This window comes from Thalassospira sp. UBA4513 (assembly GCF_002388495.1).
Lineage (GTDB): Bacteria > Pseudomonadota > Alphaproteobacteria > Rhodospirillales > Thalassospiraceae > Thalassospira > Thalassospira tepidiphila.
Map to the genome: position 1 here is coordinate 18,858 of NZ_DGMR01000039.1, position 25,662 is coordinate 44,519.

25 protein-coding genes are annotated in these 25,662 nt (G+C 55.5%); 16 read left to right on the plus strand and 9 right to left on the minus strand.

Translation table 11 applies throughout. From position 1 onward, the window contains the following. Window positions 1–18: 18 nt before the first annotated feature. A complete protein-coding gene (locus B2T33_RS17050; protein WP_008888651.1) occupies window positions 19–720 on the minus strand; it encodes a pirin family protein in 702 nt (233 codons plus the stop codon). A gap of 141 nt (window positions 721–861) precedes the next feature. Here B2T33_RS17050 and B2T33_RS17055 point away from each other — a divergent pair, with 141 nt between their 5' ends. Then, entirely contained in the window at window positions 862–1,773 is a 912-nt protein-coding gene (locus B2T33_RS17055) for a LysR family transcriptional regulator (protein ID WP_197146256.1), read from the plus strand. 105 nt (window positions 1,774–1,878) lie between these two features. Then, a complete protein-coding gene (locus B2T33_RS17060) occupies window positions 1,879–2,679 on the plus strand; it encodes a CbiX/SirB N-terminal domain-containing protein (protein WP_197146255.1) in 801 nt (266 codons plus the stop codon). A gap of 9 nt (window positions 2,680–2,688) precedes the next feature. Here the strand turns inward: B2T33_RS17060 and B2T33_RS17065 are convergent, their stop codons facing one another. Continuing rightward, entirely contained in the window at window positions 2,689–3,621 is a 933-nt protein-coding gene (locus B2T33_RS17065) for a LysR family transcriptional regulator (RefSeq protein ID WP_064780154.1), read from the minus strand. Window positions 3,622–3,724: 103 nt separating this feature from the next. Continuing rightward, window positions 3,725–3,901, minus strand: a complete 177-nt coding sequence (locus B2T33_RS17070) for a hypothetical protein (RefSeq protein ID WP_156518938.1) — start codon at window positions 3,899–3,901, stop codon at window positions 3,725–3,727. Between the two features lie 312 nt (window positions 3,902–4,213). Here B2T33_RS17070 and B2T33_RS17075 point away from each other — a divergent pair, with 312 nt between their 5' ends. Further along, entirely contained in the window at window positions 4,214–4,663 is a 450-nt protein-coding gene (locus B2T33_RS17075) for a PaaI family thioesterase (RefSeq protein ID WP_286792708.1), read from the plus strand. Window positions 4,664–4,717: 54 nt separating this feature from the next. Here B2T33_RS17075 and B2T33_RS17080 read toward each other — a convergent pair whose 3' ends face one another. Then, window positions 4,718–5,467, minus strand: a complete 750-nt coding sequence (locus tag B2T33_RS17080) for a GntR family transcriptional regulator (protein ID WP_286792709.1) — start codon at window positions 5,465–5,467, stop codon at window positions 4,718–4,720. A 307-nt stretch (window positions 5,468–5,774) separates the two neighbouring features. Between B2T33_RS17080 and B2T33_RS17085 the strand changes: the two genes are divergently transcribed. The 5 genes from B2T33_RS17085 (at window position 5,775) to B2T33_RS17105 (ending at window position 10,812) form a co-directional block, all read left to right on the plus strand. Continuing rightward, window positions 5,775–6,860 (plus strand): ABC transporter ATP-binding protein, encoded by a 1,086-nt coding sequence (locus tag B2T33_RS17085; RefSeq protein WP_210515692.1) that lies wholly within the window; start codon window positions 5,775–5,777, stop codon window positions 6,858–6,860. 36 nt (window positions 6,861–6,896) lie between these two features. Further along, window positions 6,897–8,213 (plus strand): ABC transporter substrate-binding protein, encoded by a 1,317-nt coding sequence (locus B2T33_RS17090; protein WP_008888644.1) that lies wholly within the window; start codon window positions 6,897–6,899, stop codon window positions 8,211–8,213. Window positions 8,214–8,360: 147 nt separating this feature from the next. Further along, window positions 8,361–9,218: an ABC transporter permease gene (locus B2T33_RS17095; RefSeq protein WP_120223961.1), complete on the plus strand. Its 858-nt coding sequence runs from the start codon at window positions 8,361–8,363 to the stop codon at window positions 9,216–9,218. A gap of 2 nt (window positions 9,219–9,220) precedes the next feature. Further along, a complete protein-coding gene (locus tag B2T33_RS17100; RefSeq protein WP_063086472.1) occupies window positions 9,221–10,057 on the plus strand; it encodes an ABC transporter permease in 837 nt (278 codons plus the stop codon). After that, entirely contained in the window at window positions 10,054–10,812 is a 759-nt protein-coding gene (locus B2T33_RS17105; protein WP_286792710.1) for an aspartate/glutamate racemase family protein, read from the plus strand. Before B2T33_RS17100 ends, B2T33_RS17105 begins: the two co-directional genes overlap by 4 nt. 22 nt (window positions 10,813–10,834) lie before the next feature. On the opposite strand, the gene B2T33_RS17110 is transcribed toward B2T33_RS17105, so the two are convergent. Both B2T33_RS17110 and B2T33_RS17115 read right to left on the minus strand, forming a co-directional pair. Further along, window positions 10,835–11,506: a FadR/GntR family transcriptional regulator gene (locus B2T33_RS17110; protein ID WP_286792711.1), complete on the minus strand. Its 672-nt coding sequence runs from the start codon at window positions 11,504–11,506 to the stop codon at window positions 10,835–10,837. Window positions 11,507–11,657: 151 nt separating this feature from the next. Next, window positions 11,658–12,491, minus strand: coding sequence for a sulfite exporter TauE/SafE family protein (locus B2T33_RS17115; RefSeq protein ID WP_120223964.1), 834 nt, complete (start codon window positions 12,489–12,491; stop codon window positions 11,658–11,660). A gap of 211 nt (window positions 12,492–12,702) precedes the next feature. Between B2T33_RS17115 and B2T33_RS17120 the strand changes: the two genes are divergently transcribed. Genes B2T33_RS17120 through B2T33_RS17135 form a run of 4 tightly spaced genes read left to right on the plus strand, consistent with a single transcriptional unit; the run spans window position 12,703 to window position 17,350 of the window. Further along, the gene (locus B2T33_RS17120) at window positions 12,703–13,647 is read left to right on the plus strand and encodes a tripartite tricarboxylate transporter substrate binding protein (protein ID WP_064780148.1); all 945 of its coding nucleotides are present in this window, start codon (window positions 12,703–12,705) and stop codon (window positions 13,645–13,647) included. After that, window positions 13,644–14,195, plus strand: coding sequence for a tripartite tricarboxylate transporter TctB family protein (locus B2T33_RS17125; protein ID WP_286792712.1), 552 nt, complete (start codon window positions 13,644–13,646; stop codon window positions 14,193–14,195). Before B2T33_RS17120 ends, B2T33_RS17125 begins: the two co-directional genes overlap by 4 nt. 13 nt (window positions 14,196–14,208) lie before the next feature. After that, on the plus strand, window positions 14,209–15,735 hold the full coding sequence (locus B2T33_RS17130; protein ID WP_286792713.1) for a tripartite tricarboxylate transporter permease: 1,527 nt from the start codon (window positions 14,209–14,211) through the stop codon (window positions 15,733–15,735). 16 nt (window positions 15,736–15,751) lie between these two features. Then, complete coding sequence (locus B2T33_RS17135; RefSeq protein WP_197146247.1) at window positions 15,752–17,350, plus strand: gamma-glutamyltransferase family protein; 1,599 nt, start codon at window positions 15,752–15,754, stop codon at window positions 17,348–17,350. A 121-nt stretch (window positions 17,351–17,471) separates the two neighbouring features. Here the strand turns inward: B2T33_RS17135 and B2T33_RS17140 are convergent, their stop codons facing one another. Next, window positions 17,472–18,011, minus strand: coding sequence for a YHS domain-containing (seleno)protein (locus B2T33_RS17140; RefSeq protein WP_063086486.1), 540 nt, complete (start codon window positions 18,009–18,011; stop codon window positions 17,472–17,474). A 119-nt stretch (window positions 18,012–18,130) separates the two neighbouring features. On the opposite strand from B2T33_RS17140, the gene B2T33_RS17145 reads away from it, so the two are divergent. The 4 genes from B2T33_RS17145 (at window position 18,131) to B2T33_RS17160 (ending at window position 23,799) form a co-directional block, all read left to right on the plus strand. Further along, window positions 18,131–19,024, plus strand: a complete 894-nt coding sequence (locus tag B2T33_RS17145; RefSeq protein ID WP_197146246.1) for a cupin domain-containing protein — start codon at window positions 18,131–18,133, stop codon at window positions 19,022–19,024. Window positions 19,025–19,260: 236 nt separating this feature from the next. Then, window positions 19,261–21,009: a glucan biosynthesis protein gene (locus B2T33_RS17150; RefSeq protein ID WP_286792714.1), complete on the plus strand. Its 1,749-nt coding sequence runs from the start codon at window positions 19,261–19,263 to the stop codon at window positions 21,007–21,009. A 55-nt stretch (window positions 21,010–21,064) separates the two neighbouring features. After that, a complete protein-coding gene (gene mdoH / locus B2T33_RS17155) occupies window positions 21,065–23,182 on the plus strand; it encodes a glucans biosynthesis glucosyltransferase MdoH (RefSeq protein WP_197146244.1) in 2,118 nt (705 codons plus the stop codon). 137 nt (window positions 23,183–23,319) lie between these two features. Then, on the plus strand, window positions 23,320–23,799 hold the full coding sequence (locus B2T33_RS17160; protein ID WP_197146243.1) for a hypothetical protein: 480 nt from the start codon (window positions 23,320–23,322) through the stop codon (window positions 23,797–23,799). 257 nt (window positions 23,800–24,056) lie between these two features. Here B2T33_RS17160 and B2T33_RS17165 read toward each other — a convergent pair whose 3' ends face one another. Together B2T33_RS17165 and B2T33_RS17170 are read right to left on the minus strand one after the other, a co-directional pair. Further along, a complete protein-coding gene (locus B2T33_RS17165; RefSeq protein ID WP_197146242.1) occupies window positions 24,057–24,950 on the minus strand; it encodes an SDR family oxidoreductase in 894 nt (297 codons plus the stop codon). A gap of 22 nt (window positions 24,951–24,972) precedes the next feature. Next, the coding region (locus B2T33_RS17170; protein WP_286792715.1) for an enoyl-CoA hydratase/isomerase family protein at window positions 24,973–25,662 on the minus strand (690 nt) is incomplete at its 5' end.

Here is a 25,662-nt window from a genome sequence, read left to right on the forward strand (position 1 = left end):
GCACGCGGGTTTCGCGCTTCAGGCCGCCATGTCAAAAACAAGGGCTTCGGCGTTGTCCGCGTCCGAGAAGACAAGTTCGTCTTCATCCTTGATCGCAGCGCCATCACCAGCATTAAGGGTTTCACCGTTCACCGTCAGGCTGCCGCGCGCGACCTGTACCCAGGCAATGCGACCTTTGCCGATCTTGTGCTGGGCACTTTCGCCATCACTGAGATGGGCGACATAAAGATCGACATTCTGATGAATGGTGATCGAGTCTTCGCGGCCATCGCGGCTGCCGATCAGGGTCAGGCCAGAGCCGGTATCGCGGCGTGCGATTTCCTTTTCCTCGTAACCCGGTTCCAGACCGGCCGCTTCGGGGATGATCCAGATTTGCAGGAAATGCACCGGATCGGTTTTGGAATGGTTGTATTCCGAATGGCGAATGCCGGTCCCGGCGGTCATGCGTTGCAGGCGGCCCGGACGGATGACAGATCCGGTGCCGATGCTGTCCTTGTGTTCAAGGGCACCATCAAGAACATAGGAAATGATTTCCATATCCTTGTGACCATGCGTGTCAAAACCGGCACCGGGAATAACCCGGTCTTCGTTGATCACGCGAAGCGGACCCCAACCCATGCGGTTCGGATCGTAGTAGTGCCCGAACGAGAATGTGTGATTGGAATCAAGCCAGCCAAACTGGGCACGGCCGCGGGTATCAGCATCAACTTTAATAAGCATCTTCTACCTCCATGAGGTTGTCTGTTGTTGAAGGCAGAATACCCTTTTCAACTGAGGAGACAATTCGTGTAATTATCGCCATTGTGTTGCATATTATGCGACAATCTGAACCAACCGGGGCGATAAACAGGAAGACGCACCATGGACAAACTGGCCAGCCTCAAGAGTTTCGTGCGCGTGGTTGAAGAAGGAAGTTTTGCTTCTGCCGCGCGTGCGATCGGACAATCACGTTCGCAGGTCAACCGTGCGGTGGCGGCACTTGAAGATGATCTTGGCGTTCAATTGCTGAACCGGACAACGCGCAAAGTTTCGGTCACGCCAAGCGGACAGGCCTTTTATCAGCGGGCCAAAGCCATTCTGTCCGATCTGGGGGACGCAGAAGACTCCATCCGCGAACATCGCGATCACCCTTCCGGGGATATCCGGATCAATGCGCCAATGTCTTTTGGCACGTTGCATCTGGGGCCGGCATTGGTCGATTTTGCCCGGACCTATCCTGATATCCGGGTCGAACTGTCGCTTGATGATCACTTTATTGATCCGGTGGCAGATGGCTTTGACATGACCGTGCGTATCAGCCGCCCGACAGAAACCCTTGCCCTGATCGATCATGAAATCGTGCCGATGCGTCGCGTGCTGTGCGCGTCGCCCGAGTTTATTCGAATGCATGGGGAACCGGCCGACATTCGTGATCTGGCGCGGTTACCCTGTCTGCATTACGGCAACCTGCCATCCGGGGCGCGCTGGAAAATGACCGGTCCGGACGGGCCGGTCGCGGTACAGGTCAATGGCGTGTTTTGCTGCAACAACGCGGAAGTGTTGCGTGATGCGGCCCTTGCCGGGCTGGGCATTGCCGAATTACCGACATTTATCGCCGGGCCGGAATTGCAGACCGGGCGACTGGTCAGTGTTCTTTGCGATTATGCGCCGGGTCCTTTGTCCCTGTATCTTTTGTATCCGCCCAGCCGTCAGCTTGCTGCGCGTATCAGGTTGCTGGTTGAATTCATCCAGGACCGCTTTGGCGATCAGCCGCGATGGGATCTGGTGCAATGAAATTTTCGCGCCAAAACAGGGGTTTTTGCCCGTCCGGCGATCCAGATGGTTGCATGATGCGTATATGAAACTACGCTTTAGACAATGCAGACTATGGTGAGATGCATGCCACATTTCGAAATGCCGACACTCATGATGGTGTCCCATGGCAACAGCGGTAATGGCGGTGATCCGGCAGGGGACCTTGCGCGGACAATTGCACCTGACTGGAATGGCCGTGTCAGCCACGGATATATGCGAAGCCAACCCTCTGTCAGTGATCAGCTTGAAAACCTAAAGGAAACGGCTGATGCCAATCGTCTGATTGTTTTCCCGCTATTCTTCAGTGAAGGCTATCTGGTGTTCGAAGAACTGCCAGCCAAATTGCACGAGGCGGGGCTCGGCGATGCTGTCATCCTGCCACCGGCCATCAACCTTCCGGGTTTTTGTGAAATGATTGCGGCGCATGTTCATGCATCAGCACGCAATCGTGGCTGGAGCCTTTCTGAAACATCTGTCTTTCTTGTTCCGCACGGCTTGAAAACCCTGACCGATCCGCTTCCCGAAACAGTCAAACTTGCAGATCGTCTGGGGCGGATTTGCGTTGGTGCTGAAATCTGCATTGGCAATATCGAAGGATCGCCATCGCTTGGCGATTGGCGCGACATCGCCGCCCACAGGCAGGCGATTATTGTGCCTATGCTTGCAGGTGGTGGAACGCACGCGCGTGAAGATCTGCCTGAACTGCTTGATGTTAAATCAGATGAACGTGTCGAGGTGCTGGCACCGATCGGTCAGTGGTCTGAATTGCCCGGTCTTGTTCTGGCAGAAGCCGAACGTCATGTGGCGCGTTTTGGCGGCATGGCAGTGCCGTTGGGCCCGAGTGGACAGGACCTTTGGGCGGAACGCGCACAGCGTTCTGCCTGACGAGCAGGATCAGCCCAAAACCGGTTTGAACTGAGTTTCCGCCGATTTGCGCAGAAGATAATCACGAAACAGGCGTGCGGCACTGGTCAGATTGGCGTTGCCTTCGTGGGCGATCAGTAATTGGCGTTTGGCCCAGTCATCGGCAATCGGCGCGCCAGCGATGTTCATGTGCCCGATATAGCCCGCGACCGAGCTTTTGCGCAGGAAACCAATCCCGAGACCCGCCGCAATCATTTGCCGCAAAGAGCCAAATCGCACGACCTTGATATGTGGATGCATGTCGAGTTTGATTTTCGATGCGGCCTCGGAAATCAGATCATCAATCACGCCGCCTTCATGCAGTGAGATGATGTCGTATTTGGCGGCTTCGGAAAATTTCACCGGTTTTGGATTATCGGCATTTGGGATCAACGGATGCCCCTTGGGCGTTACAACCCAGATCGGATCATCACAGAACACATCATGGGACAGATCGCCAAGCGGGCTGTTATCGGCCAGAATTGCCAGATCAGCGCGGCCTTCACGGACGGCCTCGGCACTTTCGCGTGACGTCAGTTCACGGACATCAACTGTGATGTGGGGGAAATCTCGTTCAAAATCGGCCAAGAAGGATGGCAGGCCGGTCAAAATCGCCGAAGTGACTGCGGCAAGATAGATCTTGCCCTTTTCACCGGCGTTGAAATCGCGCAATTCGTTGGAAAGATGGTTCAGATCGCCCAGAAGCTTTTCGCCATAACGGGCAAAGATCGTGCCTTCTTCGGTCGGCTCGACCCCGCGTGGCAGGCGGCGCAAAAGTTTGACGCCCAACATGGCTTCAAGTTCGCCAATACGGCGCGAAACTGCCGAAGTCGCGATATGTTCGCGCCGGGCAGCTTCATTGATACTTCCGGCGCGCACGATGGCGACAAAAAGCCGGATGGTCACGATATCAAACTTTTGCATGGAACCGTTGTCGGTGGTTCAACCCGAAGCGTCAAGCAGTTTGAGGGCGCGATGATGTAAGGACCGTCGCACCATCCTCAAACGATACGTAAAGGCAGGTGCCTTAACCTTCAACCTGACGCCATGCCTTGTTCCAGTCCGCAGTCAGTTCTGCGTGGTTTTTGGCCTGGGATGCTTTCATGATCACGGCAACCTGAAGGGCACGAACAAAGCTGGTGAACCAACCGATACGGACTTCGCGTTCGATGCTGGTGGTGTCTTTGTAAGCAATTGTCGTCATGGCTTTGATCCTTGTAGAACCGTTTGTGTCTGGGGTGACTACAGATATACCGACAGCCGGTTCGAACGACTATTCTCGTTTCACCGCTATCCCGTTCTTGGTTGGAGAACGGTGTTGTTATCGCTTTGAAATAAAATCGTTATTTCATGTTGCATCGCCTAACATTGATTAAGGAATGCGGTTTTCCAGCCGGTTTTGCGCTGTGTTGGGAGCGGTGTCGTGGCCGGCCAAGGCATGCGACTCATCGCGGTTTTCGGCGCTCAGCGATTTCTGCTATAGCTTGGTGAGTTTTACGATAGGGATGGTTTATACATGACCGGCACGCACGATAATCTGGCCTATGAACAGGCCCATGGCAGCGGATTGCAGGATCATCTTGGCTATCGCCTGGTGGAATGGGCGGAAGACCACGCGGTGGTCGAACTTGACGTGCAAAACCATCACTGCAACCGCGCCGGGATTCTGCATGGTGGCGTGCTGACAACCCTTATGGATACAGCGTCTGGCTATTCTGTGTGTTTCTGCCCTGTGCCGGGCAATGTGCGCAAATCCCTGACCCTGTCATTGACCACCAATTTCCTTGGGATGGCAAGGGATGGTTTGGTCCGGGTTGTTGCCCGCAAGCAGGGCGGCGGACGCAAGGTGGTGTTCACCGAGGCAACCGCCTATGACGCGAATGGCAATGTAATCGGCACATCGACGGGCACGTTCAAATATCACCGCGGTAGCGAGGATCCAAGCGGGGTTCCGCGTGATGCGTGAACGGAATATGCGCGGGTAGCGAATGGCGCGCGTTACCGGAAATTGCCAAGAGGCTTAGCTGGCTTCCGAGGTCGGGATTCGGCCAAAGATGCTGGCAAAATCGGTTTTGCCCGGCTTGGGCCGCTGCAATTGCAGGCGATCGCGGATGGCATCAAGGTGGCGCGACATTTCAGCCGCCGCGACATCGGGATCGCCACTAAGCAGAGCATTGAGCAGCTGGTCATGTTCTGTGTGGGAGCAATCGACCGGTTGCGGGCTTTCATACATGGCAATAATCAGCGACGTGCGCAGGATCAGGCGTTCAAGGAATTCCTCGATCACCAGATTGCCGCTAAGCCGTGCCAGCAACAGGTGGAATTCACCCGACAGAATGATGACAGCCCGATGATCCCCGCGATGATGGGCATCATGTTCGCGATCCAGATGCGCCTTGATCTGTTCGGCGCGTTCGGGGGTCATGCTGGTGGCGACCTTGCGCGCAACGCCATCTTCGATCATGCGGCGCGCGGAAAAGACTTCGATGGCTTCGTCAATGGTCGGTTCAGCGACAAAGGCGCCGCGATTGGGCACCAGATTGATCAGCTTGTCATGGGCGAGCTGCAGGAAAGTCGCACGGATGCGTGCACGACTGACCCCAAAGGTTTTGGCAAGATCTTCCTCGATGAGCTTCATGCCCGGCTCCAGACGGCGATCCAGGATCGCGTCGAGCATCTCGTGATAGATCATTTCCTCCGGGCGCAGCTTTTCGCTGCCTTTATAGCTGCCGGTCTGTTCGGCCTTGGCCATCGTGACGATACTTTCCATCGTTCATGTTCGTTGGGTGGTTCTCTATTTCTACAAAATTGTTGACGATTTGCACAACATAAAATGGTTCTTTATTTTCCGTACAGGGACGAAGATGATTATAATTTTCGCATATAAATCACGATGATTAATAAATATGCATAAAGTGGACATAAAACGGGCAGAATGAGAGCCCTAACAAACGCGCCAGTTTTGACAGCTTGGCGGGACTCGTTGAAAAACTGCCAATGAAATCAAGTGGCACGCATCTTGCCTTAGATCGCTGACATGATTGTTAACAATTTTGCATGCAGCGACGGGTGAGCGGATGACGGGCAACGGGGCCATTGAATTGATTGCTGTCAGTAAATTCTACGGCAGCACACAGGCAGTGAAATCGATTGATCTGCAAATTCCGGCAGGGGCGTATTGCTGTTTGATTGGTCCGTCCGGGTGCGGCAAGTCAACCACGCTGCGCATGATCGCCGGTCATGAAGTGATCAGCGAGGGCGATCTTCTGATCGGGGATCGCAATGTGACCGAACTGCCGCCGGTCAAACGCGGCACGGCAATGATGTTTCAGAATTACGCACTTTTCCCGCACATGACCTGTGCGGAGAACGTTGCCTTTGGCCTCAAGATGCAAGGTGTCTCCCCATCGGATCGTAAAGATCGGGCCAAAGAGATGTTGGCCCGGGTCCATATGGAGCAATTTGCAGATCGCAAGCCCGACCAGCTCTCTGGCGGGCAGCAACAGCGTATTGCTTTGGCGCGTTCCCTGATTACCGAGCCGTCCGTGCTGTTGCTTGATGAGCCGCTTTCGGCCCTTGATCCGTTCCTGCGGGCGCGCATGCGTGATGAATTGCGCCGCCTTCAGCAGGAATTGGGCATTACATTCGTTCACGTCACGCATGCACAGGACGAGGCATTGGCCCTTTCGGACATGGTGGTTGTGATGGAAGACGGGATCATTCGCCAGAAAGGCACCCCGCACGAAATCTTTAACCAGCCCAAATCGCGCTTCATCGCGAATTTCATGGGCGGCCAGAACATCTTCAAAGGCACCGTTTCGGAATCCGGCCCGGCAGGCACGTTGCTTGCGCGCGGTCCGGACAGTTTCTTCCTGCCCGGTTTTGCTGACGGCAAGGCGGGCGAGGATATCGAATTCACCATTCGTACCGACCTGATCGGTCTGGACGAAACGCCACCAGCAGACAGCAAGAACGGTCAGATCCCTGTCGAAATTACCACGGTCGAGTATCTCGGCCTGTGGGTCAGGATTGTCGCAACGACAGCCGACGGCAAGGAAATAACCCTAATGAAGACCGAAAGCGAATTTCGGCAGGCACCGGTCAGGCGACTGGACAAATTCATCGCCTATTGGAAGCCGGAACATGCCCATGTTCTGGCCTGAATGAAATAAACCAACAAGCTATCAGGAGTGCTTCACATGACGATCGAAAAGAAAATTTCGAAGAAAACAATCGAGACGGAAACCGGCGTTTCACGCCGTGGCTTCGTTAAGGGTGCAGCGGTTGTAACCGGTGCGGCTATCGGTTCGGGTGCCATCACCGGCTTCCCGACCATCTGGGCGCAGAACATCAAGGACGTTACCCTGCGTCAGTTCGGTACTGGTGTTTCGAACATCAACGCCGTTGCGGACAAGGTCAAAGAAGATCTTGGCTTTACCCTTCAGATGACTGCCCTTGATTCGGATGCGGTTGCCCAGCGCGCCGTGACCCAGCCGAACTCGTTTGATATTGCCGATATCGAATACTGGATCTGTAAGAAGGTCTTCCCGGCCGGCACCATGCAGCCGATGGATACCACCAAGCTGAAAAACTATCAGTACATCTCCAAGCTGTTCATTGATGGCAAACTGACCCCGGATTCAGAAATCGCGCAAGGTACCGCGCCGCATACGGTTGGTTTCGTTGAAGGTGCCGACAGTGTCGAGTTTGCATCTGCCCCGACCCAGTGGATGACCCTGATCCCGACCATTTATAACGCAGATACCCTTGGTATTCGTCCTGACCTGATTGATCGCGAAATCACCAGCTGGGCCGATCTGCTTGATCCGGCATTCAAGGGCAAGGCATCGATCCTGAACATTCCGTCTATTGGCATCATGGATGCGGCGATGGTGTGCGAAGCCATGGGCGAAGTCACCTATGGCGATAAGGGCAACATGACCCAGGAAGAAATCGACAAGACCATCGCGGTCATGATCGACGCCAAGAAAGCCGGTCAGTTCCGCGCCTTCTGGAAGAGCTTCGATGAGTCGGTCAACCTGATGGCATCTGGCGAAGTCGTCATTCAGTCCATGTGGTCGCCGGCCGTTGCGGCCGTGCGTTCCAAAGGCATCGCCTGCAAATACCAGCCGCTTAAGGAAGGGTATCGTGCATGGGGTGGCGGCATCGGTCTTGCCAAGCACCTTTCTGGTCTCGAGCTTGAAGCAGCCTACGAGTATATCGACTGGTACCTGTCGGGCTGGGTTGGTGCGTATCTTAACCGTCAGGGTTACTACAGCGCAGCACCGGAAACCGCGAAGAAGTTCATGTCCGAAGACGAGTGGGGCTTCTGGATGGAAGGCAAAGCCGCCGAAGGTGACATCCTCAGCCCGGAAGGCAAGGTCATGGAAAAAGCTGGTGCGGTTCGCGATGGCGGTTCCTACGAAGAGCGTATGGGCTCGGTCGCGTGCTGGAACTCTGTCATGGACGAGAACAAGCACATGGTCCGCAAGTGGAACGAATTCATCGCAGCATAATTTGCGACAGATATCTGGTGGGCGCGGCTTTGGTCGCGCCCGTCATCTCGACTTTCTGATTTTACATTTTCAATTTTCCGACAGCATGTCGGGCCCATTTATTCGTTTTTACTTTTTGGTTTTCTGGCAGGGTTTCAAGGACAGAGCATGGCTTCTGATACGTCAAAAAGATCGTCCTATTTCCTGATCTCGCCGATGGCGCTGATCTTTGCGGTGTTTCTTGTCATCCCGCTTCTGACCATTGTTGTGGTCAGTTTCTGGGACTATGACGAATATCGCATACTGCCGGACTTCATTTTAGAGAATTACAAGTACCTGCTGGGCTCCTCGGTCACCTGGAGCATCTATCTCAATACCCTGAAATATGCTGCTCTGACCTGGGTCTTTACCCTGCTGATCGGATTTACGGTGGCCTATTTCCTGGCGTTTCATGTGCGCAGTCTGACCTGGCAGATCGTTTTGTTCATGCTGTGCACCATTCCGTTCTGGACGTCGAACATCATTCGCATGATTTCGTGGATCCCGTTCCTTGGGCGTAACGGGCTTTTGAACTCTGCTCTGATCAATCTGGGGATTGTCGATCAGCCGCTTGAATTCCTTCTGTTTTCCGATTTCGCAGTCGTGTTGGCAGATGTTCACCTCTACACCCTGTTCATGGTGGTTCCGATCTTCAATTCCATGATGCGCATTGACCGGTCCTTGATCGAGGCGGCGCGCGATGCAGGTGCCAGCGGGTTCGAGACCCTAAAATCCGTCATCGTCCCGCTGTCCAAGCCGGGCATTGCCATTGGATCGATCTTTGTCATTACGGTGGTGATGGGTGATTTCATCACGGTCCGTTTGATGAGTGGCGGGCAGAGTGCCTCGGTCGGTTTGCAGATTTCCAATGAAATCGGACTTCTGCAATATCCGGCCGCAGCCGCCAGTGCGGTGGTGTTGCTGATCACGGTTTTGCTGATCGTGACCGCGTTGTTGCGTCTTGTTGATATCCGCAAGGAGCTGTGATCATGGCATTACTCACCAAAACCCGTGAACGCCGTCCGACCAGCTTCTATTTCCTTGCGGCATTTTTTACGCTGTTCGTGCTGTTTCTTTATGGCCCGATGCTGACGATTTTCATTCTGTCCTTTCAGGGGGAGAATGGCGGTCTGACCTTCCCGATGAACGGGTTCTCGTTCCATTGGTTTGGCAATCTGTTTGAACAACAGGCCGTTGGTGACTTTGGCGGATCGTTCAGCAGATCGCTTAAGCTTGGCCTGATTGTCATGGTTGTAACGGTTGTAGTGTCCTTCATGGCCGGTCTTGCGTTCCGCAAGCGGTTCCGGGGCGACAGCGTGATTTTTTATCTTGCGATTGCCAGCCTGATTGTACCGTCGATCCTGATTTCGCTGGGCATCGGTTTGCTGTTCAATATCGTTGAATGGCAGCCGCAATGGTTTACTTCCGCCCTTGGTGCGCATCTGACATGGACGTTCCCGTTCGGTCTTCTGATCATGTTTGCGGTGTTTAACCGGTTTGATCCGTCTTATGAGGAAGCCGCACGCGATTTGGGCGCAAGCAACTGGCAAACCATTCAATATGTTGTTTTGCCGATGGTGGGGCCAAGCCTGATCGGGGTTGCGATGTTCTCGTTCACCCTGTCCTACGATGAATTTGCCCGCACCCTGATGACGGCTGGCGCACTCAATACCCTGCCGCTTGAGATCTATGGCATGACAACCAACGTCACCACACCGGTACTTTATGCGCTGGGCACGGTGACCACCGGGTTCTCCTTCCTGGTGATTGCACTGGCATTGGGCACGGTTGCCATCATGCGCCGCCGCAAAGGACAAAAAGCATGAGCCGCATTGCCGTTATCAATCCCAACTTGTCGACCGGCTTTACCAAAAAGGTCGGCGAACAGGCGCAAAGGATTGTTGGGCCGACAACACAGGTTTTAGCACTCAACCCGACTTTCGGACCGGATAGTATTGAGGGCTATTACGACGAGGCCTTTGCCAGTGTCGGATTGCTTTCGGTCATTCGCGAACTCGAAGCTGCACCCGAACAGGAATCTGATCCAATTGGCGGCTATGTGGTGGCGTGCTTTGATGATACCGGGGTCGATGCTGCGCGCTGTCTGACCGGTGCGCCAGTGCTGGGGCTATGTGAGGCGGCCCTGCGTATGGCGGCGGCCGTGTCATCGCGCTTTGCGATTGTTACCCCGATGCCGGTTTCGGTCCGGCCGCTTGAACATCTGGTGTCGAAATACGGGGCGTCATCGCAATGTGTCGTCCGGGCGGCCGGTGTGCGGACGCTGGATTTCGAAGGGGCTAACGCCAAGGCGGCATACGCTGCACTTAAAAAGCAGGCGGAGATTTGCCTTGCTGATGATTATGCCGAGGCGATTGTTCTGGGCTGTGCGGGAATGACCGATATCGCCGATCGCCTGACCGAGGAGCTTGGCGTACCGGTGATTGACGGGGTCAGTGCCGCGGTCAAGATGATCGAGGCCATGGCGTTTCTGGGGCTTCGCACAAGCAAGGCAGGCGCCTATGCCAAGCCGCCGCTTAAGGCGTACCACGGCATGTTTGCGGACTTTGCGCCGCAGGGCTGACCGCAAAAAAATCGTTATCAGATCAGGTTTGTTTCAGTGCGTGTTCCACCTCGGACAGGTGGCGGCGCATGGCGTCTTCGGCGCGTTTGGGGTCGCGTTGCTCAATCGCGTTGATGATGTCGCGATGCTGGGCGCTGAGTTCTTCGATCAATGTGTCTGAATGGCTGCTTTCACGCAGGCGAGCCCATGCCGCTTCGCGGCGGACCGCATTGACGGCCTCAAACACCGCCAGAAACAGCGTGTTCTTGACCGATTCGGCCAGGCGCTGATGAAAGGCCGCATCCCATTTTTCGTATTCGGCCTGTGTGGTCGCACGGGCGGCCTTTTCGACCATGCTGCGCATGGCGTCGATATCGCCTTGTGAGGCGCGAAGGGCAGCGAACCGGGCCATCGATGGTTCGATTTCCTGACGGACTTCCATGATTTCAAACGGGCTGGTTTTGGTGGCCAGTCCTTCAAGCTTGCGCAGGCGCGGGGTCGGCGGGGTTCCAACAAAGGTGCCCTGACCCTGGCGACGCCAGATGAGGCCTTCTGATTCAAGCTGATCAAGCGCCTTGCGAAGCGCCCGGCGACCGACATCAAGCTTTTCGGCAAGGGTGCGTTCGGCGATCACACGCCCGTCCTTGACAAAGTCCCCCTGTGCAAAGCCGGTCTTGAGCTTTTCTGCCAGCGCCTGGGTCGCGAATTCAGTCATGGTTTTTGGTCATTTTTTATGGCGTTTCTATCGACGTTTCCGAATGCGTTTCTATTGGCGAACCAATGCGCACCTATCATTGTAAGCCATTGGTTTATCTAAGAACAAGCATATACAATTCCTGTTTGTTCCCAGATGTTTGCAAGGATGCCTAGCTCAGAAGGTCATAGAACATCCGCGCAGACGTGATCGCCAGAAACAGGCCAAAGCACATGCGCAATGCCCGGCGCGGAATGGTGTGGGCTATGCGTGCCCCGATCGGTGCACACAGTACCGTCATCGGAATAAGCAGGGCCGCCGCCAGAACATTGACATAGCCAATTGAAAATGGCGGGCGACCATCGACACCAATGCCGGACATCGCATAGCCGATGGTACCGGGAAGGGCGATGATAAGGCCAATCGCGGCCGAAGTGCCAACCGCGCGGCGGATGTCGTAACCCAGGAAATTCAGGACCGGCACGCAAATGGTGCCGCCGCCAATTCCCATCATGGCCGAAAGACTGCCGGCAATCACCCCAAGTACCGCCCAGACGGATTTTGGCGGGTTTTTGGTCTCGTTGGTTTCGCGGTCTTTCACAAGGATCATGTTGCCAGCCACGATCAGGGCGACAACGGCAAACACGATGGTCAGAACCCGGCCATCGGCCAATCCGCCGATTGCTGTGCCAAGGATCACGCCAACTATGATCGCCGGGCCCCAATGTTTGAGAAGCGCTGTATCGACCGAGCCCTTTTTATAGTGGCTGCGCGTTGATGAGATTGCTGTGGCAATGATTGTGGTCAGCGATGTGGCAACAGCGACCTGCATGCGAAGGCTTTCATCGACGCCCATGGTGGTCAGAAAATGATAAAGCACCGGGACAATCACAATCCCGCCGCCAACACCGAGAAGCCCGGCCATGATCCCGCCAAGGACGCCAGCAAACAGCATGGCTGCGCCCCAGACGAGATAGAGGCTCATGGCGCCATCCATTTCAAACATTCGAACCAATCCGTACCAATTATGATATCAATTAATAAGTGGTACTATCCATCTTTGGTAAAAATCTGCAACATAATCCTTGTTTAAAGCCAAATATTATTTTTGCGCTTGCGAAATTGGTTTGTTGCTGCCAACAATGTCCCGACAAATAGATTAAACCAAAGTAGTAATGGTTCACGAATTTCAGGCGAGATATCAGGAGGCAAGATACATGTTCCGCAAGATTGCAGTCGCTGCCGGTTTGTTGGCCGCAGCCATCGCAGGTCCGGCGCAGGCGCAGGACTATCCAGAAAAACCGATCGAATTCATCGTGCCTTGGGGCCCGGGTGGCGGCAGTGACACGCTGATGCGCATCGTCGCCATGGGTCTGTCGGAAGTCACTGGTCAGGCCGTGCCGATCGTCAATATGCCGGGTGTTGGTGGCACCGTTGGTCTGGCCGAATTCGCCAAACGTCCGGCAGATGGCTATACCATTTCGCAGATCCACGAAGGCCTTTACACCGCCAACAAGCTTGGCATCACCGAGCTCAGCTACAAAAACTTCATTCCGGTGGCTCTGGTGACGTCGTCGCCGCAGTATCTGGTGCTGTCGAAGAATGACAACTTCTCCAACCTGGAAGAGCTGAAGGCATATGCCGCAGCAAACCCGGGGGCCGTGCGCGCCGGTGTGACCCTTGGCGGTGTTCCGCATCTTCACATGGCAATGATCGAAGAAGCCCTTGGCGTTCAGTTCAGCTATGTCGGTTTCCGCGACACTGGCGAGCGTATCCGTGCGGCTGTTGGCGGCAATGTTGACATCGTGATCGGTGACGTTGCATCGGCCAGCGAGTTTGTGAAAAACGGCGACCTGATCTTTGCTGGTGTCGGCACCGAAGAACGTACCTCCGAAGAGCCGGACGTGCCGACCATGGCCGAACAGGGTTATGATCTTTCGATGGCGGTGACCCGTGGTGTTGTTCTTCCGGCCGGTACCCCGGACGAGATCGTCGAGGCTCTTGATGCTGCGCTTGAAAAGGCAATGTCCCTGCCTGATATCCGCGAAAAGATGACCAATGCCGGTTCGGCTGACATCTATCTCGGTCACGAGGCATACAAAGCCTATCTCGATAAACTTGACGGTGAAGTCGACAAAGTTGTCGGCAAACTTCAGGGATGAGTCAGTCGACTGCGAAAGCAGCAGCAGCGGACGCAGGTGCGTCCGCTGCTCTTCGTGCAAGAACTGAAGTCGCACGGCTGATTTCCTATATCGTTATCGGTTTGGGTGCTGCGTTTCTGAGCCTGCGTGCCAGCACCTTGCCGACCTCACGCTGGGAGCCGCTTGGGGCGGGTTCCTTCCCGGAACTGGTTTTCGGCGTGCTTGCGGTTTTATGCCTGATCGCAGCGGTGCGTGCGGTGATTGATATCCGCAAGGCCGGGGGTGCAAACCGTCTTGGGTCGTCATTGGGTGCATGGCTGGTTGCCCGGCGCTATTCCTTTGCGCTGTTCGGGCTTCTGGTGGTCTATCTGCTGTTGCTGCCGCTTGGTGGCTTTTCGCTGACCACCTTTGTGTTTCTGCTGATCGCGCAATTGATGATCGCAGGTATTTCCAAAAAGACCCTCTTCCAGTCACTGATCGCCGCCGTGATTTTCTCGGTCGGCTTGAACATGCTGTTTGCAGAAGTCTTTAACGTGTTCCTCCCGCGCGGCGTGCTGTTTGCGGGCTAGATAAAGTTTTACGATGATGTTGGATGCATTTCTTGCCGGTGCACATCAGGTTTTCGCATTCGATACCCTGATTTACATGCTGATCGGTTCCGTTGCCGGGATCGTCGCAGCCGCAATTCCGGGCTTCACCGTGACCATGGCGATCATTCTGACCTTGCCGCTGACCTTTACCATGGGTCCGTTGCAGGGCGTTTCGGTGATGCTGTCGGTTTATGTCGGCGGGTATACCGGTGGCCTGATCAGTGCCGCACTTTTGGGGATTCCGGGCACGCCAAGTTCAGTCGCAACCACCTTTGATGCCTATCCGATGGCGCGCGGTGGTGAACCGGGACGCGCCCTTTCGCTTGGTGTCTGGTCGTCCTTCTTCGGGACTGTCATTTCGACCATCGTTCTGATCATTGCGGCTCCGCCGCTTGCGATGATTGCGGTCAAGCTTGGCCCTTGGGAATATTTCTCGCTGATCGTCTTTGCGTTGACCATTGTCGCAAGCCTTGTGGGCAATTCGCTGATGCGCGGTCTGATTGCCGGGGTGATTGGCCTTGGTCTTGCGACCATTGGCCCCGACCCGATGATGGGCCAGCCGCGTCTGACATTTGAGTCGTCGATCCTCATGCCGGGTCTGCCGTTCCTTGTGGTTTTGATCGGGATCTTTGCCATCAGTCAGCTGATGGGCGAGCTTGAGGATCATGGCAAAGGCCCAAGCAGCGATGCGCTTATTCCCGATGTCATCGAATTCAAGACTTGGGCGGTCATGCGTGAAGTTCTGATGCATCCGGTCAATCTGGTGCGTTCCTCGCTTATTGGTGTGTTTATTGGGGCTCTTCCGGGTGCCGGTGGTTCGATCGCGAACCTTCTGGCCTATGATCAGGCCAAGCGCAGTTCCAAAAATCCCGATGAATTTGGCAAGGGCAATCCCGATGGCGTGATTGCGTCCGAAGCCGGGAACTCTGCCACGGCCGGTGGCGGCCTTATTCCGATGATTGCACTGGGTATTCCGGGATCAGCAGTCGATGCCATCCTGATGGCGGCCCTTATGGTGCATGGCATTTCGGTGGGTCCGCGTCTGATCATGGACAATGCCGATCTGGCCTATGGAATGTTCGTTGCCATGGTTGTGGCATCGCTCATGATGCTGGTGGTTTGCGTGCTGTCGATGCGCCTGTTCCTGCGCGTGACCGACATTCCCAAACAGTTCATCGTGCCGACTGTCATGATCTGTTGCGTGATCGGGGCCTTTGCGCTCAATAACCGGGTGACGGATCTTTATCTGCTCGGCGCGATTGGACTTGTCGGCTATGGATTGAAGTCGCTTGATTATCCGCTGGCGCCGCTGGTGCTGGGTGTCATTCTGGGGCCGATTGCCGAGACCAACCTGCGCCGCGCGCTGATGAGTGATGCCGACTGGACGGTGTTCTTTACCCGTCCGATTTCCGCAGTCCTGCTGGCGGCGGCCCTTCTTTCAGTCATCTTCAGTGTCCGTTCGGTTCTGAAGATGCGCAAAAAAGTCCGTCCTGCCACCGATGAACAAGACGGCGATTAAGGATTAGGAGACTTCCATGAAACTTCGTCACGACGCGCTTTATGCTTCACGCCGGTCCCCGGTGCTGGCGCGCAATATGGTTTCAACATCCCAGCCGCTTGCAGCCCAGGCCGGTTTGCGCATGCTGTGGGCCGGTGGTAATGCCGCCGATGCCGCACTTGCATCCGCGATTGCGCTTGCCGTGGTTGAACCGACCGGTAACGGCCTTGGATCGGATGCCTATGCCATTATCTGGGATGGCAAGGAACTGCATGGTCTGAATGCATCGGGCCGTGCGCCTGCGGCTTGGAACCCGGAACGCTTTGCCGGTTCTGACACCATGCCACAGCGCGGCTGGGAATCGGTCACCACACCGGGTGCGGTATCGTCTTGGCGTGAAATTTCAGAGAAGTTCGGCAAGCTGCCGTTCGAAAAACTGTTCGAGCCAGCGATTGAATACGCGACCCGCGGCTTTGCCGTATCGCCAATCATCGCCACCCTGTGGGAAAAGGGCGGCGATTTGCTTGGCAAGCAGCCTGGCTTTGCCGAGGCGTTCCTGCCGGGTGGCAAGGCCCCCAAGGCGGGCGAGCTGTTTGTCAACAAGGACGCGGCCGAAAGCCTGATTGATATCGCCGAAACCAAGGGCGAGAGTTTCTATCGCGGCAAACTGGCCAGCAAGATTGCCGCCTTTGCCAAGGAACATGGTGCGGCCCTGTCTGAGGAAGACCTTGGCAATCACAAGGCCGATTGGGTTGGTACGATTTCGCAAAGCTTTGGCAATGTGAAGCTGCATGAAATCCCGCCAAACGGGCAGGGGATTTCGGCCCTGATCGCGCTGGGCATTTTGCGCCATACCAACATTACCGATTATGAGCCGGACTCGGTCGAGGCGCTTCATCTTGAGATCGAGGCCATGAAACTGGCCTTTGCCGATATGCGCGAATTCGTTGCCGACCTTGATTATATGACCGATGTTACGGTCGAACATCTTTTGTCCGATGATTACCTGAAATCGCGGGCGGCATTGATTGATGCCAACAAGGCACAGGATTTCAAGGCAGGTGCCCCCAAACATGGTGGCACGGTTTATGTCACTACGGCTGATGAAAACGGCATGATGGTGTCGTTCATCCAGTCGAACTATATGGGCTTTGGGTCTGGTGTCGTGGTGCCGGGCACCTCGATCAGCCTGCAGAACCGTGGTCACGGCTTTAGCCTCAAAGACGGTCATCCCAATCTGGTCAAGGGCGGCAAGCGTCCGTTCCAGACGATCATTCCGGCCTTCCTGATGGGCCTTGATGGCAATCCGGTCATGAGCTTTGGCGTCATGGGCGGCCCGATGCAGGCACAGGGCCATTTGCAGATGACGCTCCGTACCCAGCTTTGGGGGCAGGACCCGCAAACCGCGGTCGATGCGCCGCGTTGGCAGGCGCTTTCGGGGCTGAATGTTGCCGTGGAAACATCTGTCGGTGCTGAGGTGATTGATGCGCTTAAGGCCAAGGGCCATGTCATCAAGGTCGAAACGCCCGACAGCACCAATTTCGGATTTGGCGGCGCGCAGCTGATTGCCAAGACCGATGCCGGGTACGTTGCGGGTTCGGATCCGCGCAAGGATGGTTGTGCGGTCGGATACTGATCGCACCATTTACAGATCAAAAAAAAACAAATGGCCGGCCCGTTCATTCGGGCCGGCCATTGTCATACCGGGCAACAGGGAGCCAGGGAGGAACCCGGATCAGGGCATTCCGCGCCCGGGATTATTGTGCGCCGATGGTCAGGCCTTTGGGGGCCATTTTCTCATCAGCGAGTTTGGCGTCTTCGATCGTTTCGATGATTTCCCAATTGTGATCAGCACCGCGAATGAAGCCGGGGATATCGGCAACCCAGCGCTGCTGGATTTCCTTGTTCAGGTTCAGATAAAGTTTGTCGTCAACGATGCGCCATGCCTGCGGATCGGCACCGAATTTACGACCCATTGCCGCACCAAAGGCACAGAACCCGCCATACTGCGGTGCGTATTTTTCCGGGTTAGCATTGAACAGGTCACGGTTTTCAGCGCTGGCAAAGCGATAGGTCGCGCCGCCGTGCTCGGCCTTGAACTCGGAGTTGCCCGGGGTCGGGGCACCTACGGTGAAGTATGCAACCGGGTCAAAACCCTGCAGGGCGTAGCCTTCAACAATGTGGACTTCCTGTGCGGCTGATGCCGGTGCGCTGATGGCGACAATGCTGCCAACTGCAGAAATACCCAGGACGGCGGCGAGGGCTGCGGAACGCATGAAACTGGAACGTTTGGTCATCTTTTTCATCTCCTTCACGGGGTGATCACCGGGTCTTTACTGGCAGGCGATCACGGAACTGGTTCATCAAGAGGGCGTCTTGAAATCTGAAAACAGCCTATCGTCGGAGAAGTGACTTGTTGTCTGAGGAAGCGCGCAATTCGTCTGAGAAGGATGTCCTGTCCGATCTGTTTGCCGGAAACCATCCGCGTGGTGATGTGATTTTTGCCGGAACCCATTGCGGCAGCAGCCATCACCAGGGGCGAGCGGATCTTCCATCGCAACAGCAAGGCATGCTGCATGTTTTGCAAAGTGGCACGATGCGGGTCCTTTTTGACGGCCGCGAAAAGGCGATACTGGATCGCCCCGGCGTGGTGCTTTTCGGATGTCCGGTTCCCCATGATATCGAGACGCCCATAGGTGGCGCTGCAATGGTCTGTGCCAATCTCGATTTCCCCGATATTGGTCTAAGCCCCGCTAAACTGGGTTTGCCGGAATATCTTTTCTTGCCTTTTGAAGAGCTTCCCGGGCTTGAGGCCATCACCGATCAGCTGTTCTTGGAATCAAAGGGCGGGCAGCCCGGGCAACGCACGGCAATCAATCTTCTGGTTGATCTGCTGTTGTTGATGGTGTTGCGCCATTGTCAGGCCAAGAACCTTGTCCGTCCGGGCATTCTGGCCGCCATGCGTGATCCGCGGATTGCGCGCGTGGTGGGTGAACTTCATCAGAAACCCGGCGAAAACTGGTCGGTTGAACGACAGGCCGAAATTGCCGGTATGTCGCGGGCGAGTTTTGCAGCCCGGTTTCGCGATTTGCTGGGCACATCGCCCGGTGATTTCCTGCAAACCATTCGCCTTGATCTGGCGTTTGGGTTGTTGCGCGATGGCAAAAGGCTGCAGGCGGTGGCAGGGCAAGTCGGTTATCGCAGCACAACGGCACTGGCACGTGCCATCCAGCAGCGCCACAACATTTCACCCCGTGAATTGCACGCCGATTCCAGCGCGGAAAACAGCGCGTTTCAATCAGCGGTTTGACAAACGGTTTTGCGTTTCCGTCAAGCGGTTCTTTGCAGCGTTTTTCCGTTGCTGCCCATGCAAAAATGACGCTTTGCCAATGACATGTCCGGGATTAAAGCAATCCTTTCGGGCAGCAGATCGGTTGTGGCTTTGCGGATTCTTACCCTGATGACGACACATTCCTGCCCTGTTTTCTGTGCACAACAGCAACCAATAAATTCGGAAAAATCCAACGGTTGGTAGCATATAAGAGCATGACGCAACATTTTCAGCAGCATAGCAAGCTGCCCCTCAGACGTGTTCTTTTGGGGGCTGCCGCGTCCGCGATGATCATGATCGGCGGGCCTGCGGCCATCCATGCACAGGAAAGTGATCCGGCACCTGTCCCACAGAGTGCCGAGGAAAATGCGTCTGCGCCAGTTTCAGCACCAGTTCCAGCTTCCGGGGAAACTGCACCGGCCGAACAGACAGCCGACACCGCAGCACAACCGGAAGATACGGTTGAGAATGCGGTGTCTGATGCCGAAAAACAGCCAAACGTCTCCAAACCGGTGATGTTCGATCCGGCAATGGTGACCAACCTTGCGCGCAATCTGGCCAAACAGCCGTTCGTTAATCCGCATCGCGAACTGCCCGAGGCACTTTCAGCCCTGAGCGCAGAAGATTACGCACAGATCCGCTTCAAGTCGCAGCGTGCCTTCTTTAATCCGGCCGAGACGGATTTCAGTCTGGAGCTGTTTCATCCGGGCACCATGTATGACGTGCCGGTAACCATCAATCTGGTGCGCGACGGTGAAGTTCAGGTCATTCCTTACTCGGCCGGACTGTTTGATTTCGGCAAGACTGGCCTGTCGGGCAACGATTTTTCGACGCAGAACTATGCCGGGTTCCGCCTGCGCTATCCGCTTTCTGATGTCACCAGCAATGATGAGCTGACCCGTTTTCTGGGCGCGTCCTATTTCCGCCTTCAGGGTCAGGGCCAGTCAATCGGTCAGATGGCGCGGGGCCTTGCGGTGGATCTTGCCGGTCCGACCGGCGAGGAAATCCCGGTCTTTCGTGAATTCTGGATTGTCGAGCCAAAGGATGGCGCAAATACCATCACGGTGTTCGCGTTGCTCGACAGTGAACGGATAACCGGTGCCTATCAGTTTGATATTACGCCTGGCAACCGGAGCCAGGCCGACATCAAGGCCCACCTGTTCTTCCGCGATGGGGTGGAGAAGATTGGCATTGCGCCGCTGAATGGTATGTTCCTGTTTGGCGAACAGCGCCGCCGGTTCTTTGATGATTATCGCGGTGAAGTCCATTCAAGCGACGGGCTTTTGATCAATAATGGCCGCGGTGAATGGTTGTGGCGTCCGCTGGACAATCCCCAGCACCTGCAGATGAGCTCGTTTCTGGATGAAAACCCCATCGGTTTCGGTCTTTTGCAGCGTGACCGCAATTTCGATCACTATCAGGATCTGGAAAAACGCTTTGACCAGCAGCCGGGCTATTGGGTGACGCCGAAGGGCAAATGGGGCAAGGGCCATATCGAACTGGTCGAAATCCCGAGTCCGTCGGAAACAAACGACAATATCGTTGCTTATTGGGTGCCGGAAACCAAGCCGGCGGCCGGCGGTGAAATGCAGGTCGAATTCAGTGTTACCGCGACCCGCGATGGCACAGGTTTGCATGGCATGGCGCAAGCAACCGATACCCGTATCCAGCGTTTGGCCAGCCAAGGTGATGAAGATCGGACCGGTACGCGTTTTGTGCTGAACTTTGCCGGTGGCGATCTGGATTATTTCATCAAGGATGCCAATAATTTGCAGGCTGATATCAGCGCATCAAAGGGCGAGGTCCGTAACATCCGCATCCTGCCCGATCCGGAAAATGGAGGTGTGCGTGTGTTCTTTGACCTGGTCAATGCCGGGGATGCGACATCAAGCAATCTCAGGGTCTTCTTGCTGTATCAAAACAAGGTCCTGAGCGAGACCTGGACCATGCCGTGGGCCTTCTGATCCTCTGGGATCAAGCGCCTCAATTGCCAGAAACAGATAACCCCAGAAGAGCCAGATGACAGAAGCCGCCAACACACCCAGAAAAGGGACCATACCCGCAGAGCGATCAGAGGACGCATTTTGTGATCCGACGGTCAAACTGCGCGGGCCCGGTGTCGGATCGCGGCGGATTTTCCTGTTTGGGGCATCGATTGCGGCGACTGCCTATGCGGCGTGGCTGATGACCGATGTTCTGGGCGCGGATCAGCTGACCATCATGGAAATGGTGGTTGTGGCGTTCTTTACCATCAACTTTGCCTGGATTTCGTTGTCGTTCTTTACCGGGATTGTCGGGCTGGTTTTGCGCGGGCTGAAACTTGATGCCATCACGCTCAAACGCCTGAAGCCGATTGTGCGCAAAGGCCGGCTGCGATCCAAGAATGTGGTGGTGATCCCGGTTTATAACGAAGACCCCAACCGTGTCTTTGCGGGCTTGCGCGCGAGCTATGAAAGCCTCGCTGCGACCGGCGAACTTGATGCGTTTCATTTCTTTGTGCTGTCTGATACCCGCGATCCCGATATCTGGATTGCCGAGGAAATGGCATGGGCCAAGGCTTGCTCGGATCTGAATGCACGTGGCAAGATTTTCTTCCGCCGCCGGGCAGAGAACACCGAACGCAAGTCCGGCAACCTCAAGGAATTCTGCGAGACCTATGCCGCCAATTACGATCACATGATCGTCTTTGACGCCGATAGCGTCATGTCCGGCGAGGCCATGGTCAATATGGCCTATCTGATGGAAAACAACCCGGATGCCGGGATCATTCAAAGCCCGCCGCAACCGACCGGCCGCCAGACCCTTTTTGCCCGTATCCTGCAATTCATTTCGCGCGTGCATGGCCCGACCATGTCGGCGGGTCTGTCATTCTGGTGCATGGGCAGTTCGAACTATTGGGGCCATAACGCGATCATTCGCACCAAGGCGTTTATCGAATGCTGTGGCCTGCCGGTTCTGTCGGGCAAACCGCCGATGGGTGGTCATATCCTCAGTCACGATTTCGTTGAAGCCGCCTTTATGCGCAAGGCAGGCTGGCGGTGCTGGTTGATCCCGCAGCTTGAAGGCAGTTGGGAAGAATTGCCGCCCAACCTGATTGATTTTGCCATCCGTGACCGGCGCTGGTGTCAGGGCAATATGCAGCATGCGCGGCTGATGGTTGCGCCGGGCTTTAAACCGCTAAGCCGTCTGCATTTCTTTATGGGGGTGATGAGCTTTGTGTCATCGCCACTGTGGCTTTTGCTGTTGCTGAGCTCGACGATTGCGACCCTTCAGAACACCCAGCTGACCTATAGCTTCTTCCCCGGTCAGTTCACCATGTTTCCGCAATGGCCGGTGGATCGGTCGTTTGAAATGCTGGTGTTGCTGATCTTTACCATCGGCATGCTGGTGCTGCCCAAGATCATCTCGATCCTGATGGTCTGTCTTGGCCGCGACCGCAAACAGTATGGCGGGGTAATGGTATTGGCCAGTGGCCTTCTTGAAACCCTGTATTCTGCCTTGCAGGCCCCGATCATGATGATGCTCCATTCCCAGTTCGTGTTTTCGGTCCTGACCGGTAATCAGGTGGGTTGGGACGCGCAGGAACGCGACGATGCCGGGGTACCGTTCAAGGCCGCCCTTAAAACCCATCGCACGATTATTGTGATTGGTGTTGTCTGGGGCGCGATTGCTGTCTTTGTGGATACGGCATTCTTCTGGTGGTTGTCGCCCATTCTGGCCGGTTTGGTGCTTTCGCCTTGGCTGACCCATTATTCCAGCAGCCTTGCCATCGGAAAGGCTGCGCGCCGGATGAAGCTTTTTGTGACCCCCGAAGAATATGACAGCCCCGAAGAGCTTCGCGCGTTGGCACGGATCAATGCCGAGAGCGGTGATGATGATGTCAAAGACGGGTTGCTGCGCCTGATCGAAGATCCTTACGCCAATGCACTGCATTCGGCCTTGTTGCCGGTGCGCAAGCCTGATGCGCGTACCGCGATAGAAATCGGGATCATCTATGAAAAGCTTGCCCGGCTTGGTGTTGAAAGCCTGACGCGCGATGAAAAGCTTCTAATTCTGTCTTGGCCGGTCAAACCGCTTGATCAGATCATGGCAGGGCGCGATCACATCACGGCCGAAGGTCCGAAGCCAGCAAGTTAGTGGTTTGTTTTCAAAAGATTCTCGACGCCACAAAAACGCCCAGATTCGAGCAAATTATCCTGCGTTTTTTCAGCGATATTCATCCTTAACGAAGCGTTAAGTCCCGCTGATTGTTCACCGCCCGGAGGGCCAGACGAATGACTGACATGACCATTGCATCAAAGGGTTTCACCTACGCCGCGTTTGAATCGGCTGCGATGACGCGTTTGATCGAAGATACGGCACGTGCGTGGTTGCGTTCATTCGGTGTCAACTCTCCGCAGGCCAGTCAGCGTATGATCAACGCCCTTCGCGATGCGCTGGCCGAAGACAGCATTGCAGCCAGTGATCGGGCCAGCATGCAGGATATCCTTGATCAGGCTGCCCATGATGCAATCGCCGACTGGCTTGCACAGGTGACGGGGGAGCATAACTGTCATGGATCAAGCCGTTTTTCGATGCTGCGTTGTGCGTTTCTGTCAGCCAACCGTGACGGCATCTGGTCGGAGCATTTCCTCGATGCCAAACGCGATCACCGCGACCTTGGCATGGCACTTTCGGTACAGATGATGTTGCCAACACCAGGTCTTGTTGCTTGTGAAATGCCGCGTCAGTCACTGGAACGCCGCGCTTCCTGAAGCTTACTTATAACTACTCCTTCGCTTCACGCTTTTTCATCATATCCCTCAACGTCTAGCGTTTAATGCGAAGGCGGCACCGCCATTCTCCCCGTGGCGGTGCCTTTATGTGCGTATGTCACAAAAAAGAACCCGCCACAAAGGGCGGGTTTAGTTCAGCGGGCGAGAGAGCCCGATTTCCAGTGCAGATCATCCACAGCCGTAAAATCAGGCCCCTACGAGACGCCGAGGCACACACTTCCCCGGCGCCATAACGGTCAGGCTGCTTTGTGAAAGCGGCCCAGTTTCGTAAGAAGTTTTGCAACCTGCGGGTCGTTCTTGCCGTTGCGATCAAGCTCCAGGAAGAAGTCCGGATAGGGCGGCTTGCCCGGGGTCAGGTTGTATTGTTCGAAATCGGTGACACCGATGGCCTCAAGCACACTTTCATCGGTAAAGAAGCCCCCGGTAATTTCGCGCGATGGTGCTGTCAGGATGGCATGCGCCGCATCGGCCAGAATTTGCGGTGTGCGTGCACGGCCCTGCTCCAGACCGGGGATCATGTTGAGCGCGGCAGTTTCAATCACCGTGACCGGCCAAAGCGAATTGACGGCCACCCCTTCATCGGCAAACTCGGCGGCCAGACCAAGCGTGATCAGGCTCATGCCGTATTTTGAAATCGTATAGGCCGTATGATTGGCAAACCACTGCGGCGACAGGTTGGGCGGTGGTGACATGGTCAGGATATGTGGGTTGTCCGACTTCAGAAGATGCGGCAGGCAGGCCTGTGCACAGGCAAAGCTCGCACGCGTATTGACCTGATGCATCAGGTCAAACCGCTTCATCGGTGTTTGCAACGTTGGGGTCAGATTGATTGCGCTGGCATTGTTGATCAGGATGTCGATCCCGCCAAAGGTTTTGACGGTCTTTGCGACAGCCTCGGCAATCTGGTCTTCGTCGCGGATATCAGTCTTAAGGGCCAGTGCCTTGCCACCAACTTCCTCGATCTCGGCGGCGGCACTATGGATGGTGCCGGGCAGCTTCGGGTGTGGTTCATCGGTTTTGGCAATGATCGCAACATTGGCCCCATCGCGCGCTGCACGCAGGGCAATTTCCTTTCCGATGCCGCGCGATGCGCCGGTGATGAACAGTGTTTTGCCTTTAAGACTCGTCATCAAATTCTTCCCTGAATTCTTTTTATGATTTGCCAAAACGCGGCGTGCGTTTTTCCACAAAAGCAGTAACGCCCTCGCGGAAATCGGCACTTACGGTGCAATCAGCGAATGATTTGGCCTCGGCCTTCAGTTGTGTTTGCAGATCGGCCTCTGGGGCGGCATTCAGCAACGCCTTGGTACGGGCGATCGCATCGCGGGGCCCGTTTGACAAACGGGTGGCGTATTTCGCGGTTGCAGATGCCAGCAGATCTGCCGGGACGACCTTGTTGATCAGGCCGCAATCATGGGCTTCATCGGCCCCGAACCGATCGCCAAGCAGGGCGATTTCCTTGGCCTTTTTCATGCCGACCAACCGAGTCAAAGAATGCGTCGCCCCGCCATCGGGCGAAGTGCCGATATGGATATAGGCCAGGGTGAAAACGGTTTCCTCAGCCGCAATGGCAAGGTCGCAGGCATTCATCAGACTAATGCCAAATCCGGCAACCGCGCCTTCAAGTTTGGCGATGACCGGGCGGGGCAGAGCGTTGATGCGCAAAACAATTTCGTGAACCCGATCAATCAATGCTTCGATTGAGGAGCGGGCGTCTTCGACCGGGCCTTTTGATACCTGATGGAAGAATTTTACATCGCCACCGGCCATGAAAGTACCGCCCGATCCTTCGATGATGACGGCTCCGATATCGGGAAGGTTGGCTTCGATCTTGTCCATGGC

Bases quoted from the DNA above. Each gene is read 5' to 3' on its own strand.
- B2T33_RS17115 (WP_120223964.1), bottom strand. From the start codon at position 12,491: ATGTTTGAAATGGATGGCGCCATGAGCCTCTATCTCGTCTGGGGCGCA.
- B2T33_RS17160 (WP_197146243.1), top strand. From the start codon at position 23,320: ATGACTGACATGACCATTGCATCAAAGGGTTTCACCTACGCCGCGTTT.
- B2T33_RS17075 (WP_286792708.1), top strand. From the start codon at position 4,214: ATGACCGGCACGCACGATAATCTGGCCTATGAACAGGCCCATGGCAGC.
- mdoH (WP_197146244.1), top strand. From the start codon at position 21,065: ATGACAGAAGCCGCCAACACACCCAGAAAAGGGACCATACCCGCAGAG.
- B2T33_RS17080 (WP_286792709.1), bottom strand. From the start codon at position 5,467: ATGGAAAGTATCGTCACGATGGCCAAGGCCGAACAGACCGGCAGCTAT.
- B2T33_RS17065 (WP_064780154.1), bottom strand. From the start codon at position 3,621: ATGCAAAAGTTTGATATCGTGACCATCCGGCTTTTTGTCGCCATCGTG.
- B2T33_RS17140 (WP_063086486.1), bottom strand. From the start codon at position 18,011: ATGACCAAACGTTCCAGTTTCATGCGTTCCGCAGCCCTCGCCGCCGTC.
- B2T33_RS17150 (WP_286792714.1), top strand. From the start codon at position 19,261: ATGACGCAACATTTTCAGCAGCATAGCAAGCTGCCCCTCAGACGTGTT.
- B2T33_RS17100 (WP_063086472.1), top strand. From the start codon at position 9,221: ATGGCATTACTCACCAAAACCCGTGAACGCCGTCCGACCAGCTTCTAT.
- B2T33_RS17135 (WP_197146247.1), top strand. From the start codon at position 15,752: ATGAAACTTCGTCACGACGCGCTTTATGCTTCACGCCGGTCCCCGGTG.
- B2T33_RS17105 (WP_286792710.1), top strand. From the start codon at position 10,054: ATGAGCCGCATTGCCGTTATCAATCCCAACTTGTCGACCGGCTTTACC.
- B2T33_RS17095 (WP_120223961.1), top strand. From the start codon at position 8,361: ATGGCTTCTGATACGTCAAAAAGATCGTCCTATTTCCTGATCTCGCCG.
- B2T33_RS17050 (WP_008888651.1), bottom strand. From the start codon at position 720: ATGCTTATTAAAGTTGATGCTGATACCCGCGGCCGTGCCCAGTTTGGC.
- B2T33_RS17165 (WP_197146242.1), bottom strand. From the start codon at position 24,950: ATGACGAGTCTTAAAGGCAAAACACTGTTCATCACCGGCGCATCGCGC.
- B2T33_RS17070 (WP_156518938.1), bottom strand. From the start codon at position 3,901: ATGACGACAATTGCTTACAAAGACACCACCAGCATCGAACGCGAAGTC.
- B2T33_RS17085 (WP_210515692.1), top strand. From the start codon at position 5,775: ATGACGGGCAACGGGGCCATTGAATTGATTGCTGTCAGTAAATTCTAC.
- B2T33_RS17120 (WP_064780148.1), top strand. From the start codon at position 12,703: ATGTTCCGCAAGATTGCAGTCGCTGCCGGTTTGTTGGCCGCAGCCATC.
- B2T33_RS17110 (WP_286792711.1), bottom strand. From the start codon at position 11,506: ATGACTGAATTCGCGACCCAGGCGCTGGCAGAAAAGCTCAAGACCGGC.
- B2T33_RS17090 (WP_008888644.1), top strand. From the start codon at position 6,897: ATGACGATCGAAAAGAAAATTTCGAAGAAAACAATCGAGACGGAAACC.
- B2T33_RS17055 (WP_197146256.1), top strand. From the start codon at position 862: ATGGACAAACTGGCCAGCCTCAAGAGTTTCGTGCGCGTGGTTGAAGAA.
- B2T33_RS17130 (WP_286792713.1), top strand. From the start codon at position 14,209: ATGATGTTGGATGCATTTCTTGCCGGTGCACATCAGGTTTTCGCATTC.
- B2T33_RS17060 (WP_197146255.1), top strand. From the start codon at position 1,879: ATGCCACATTTCGAAATGCCGACACTCATGATGGTGTCCCATGGCAAC.
- B2T33_RS17125 (WP_286792712.1), top strand. From the start codon at position 13,644: ATGAGTCAGTCGACTGCGAAAGCAGCAGCAGCGGACGCAGGTGCGTCC.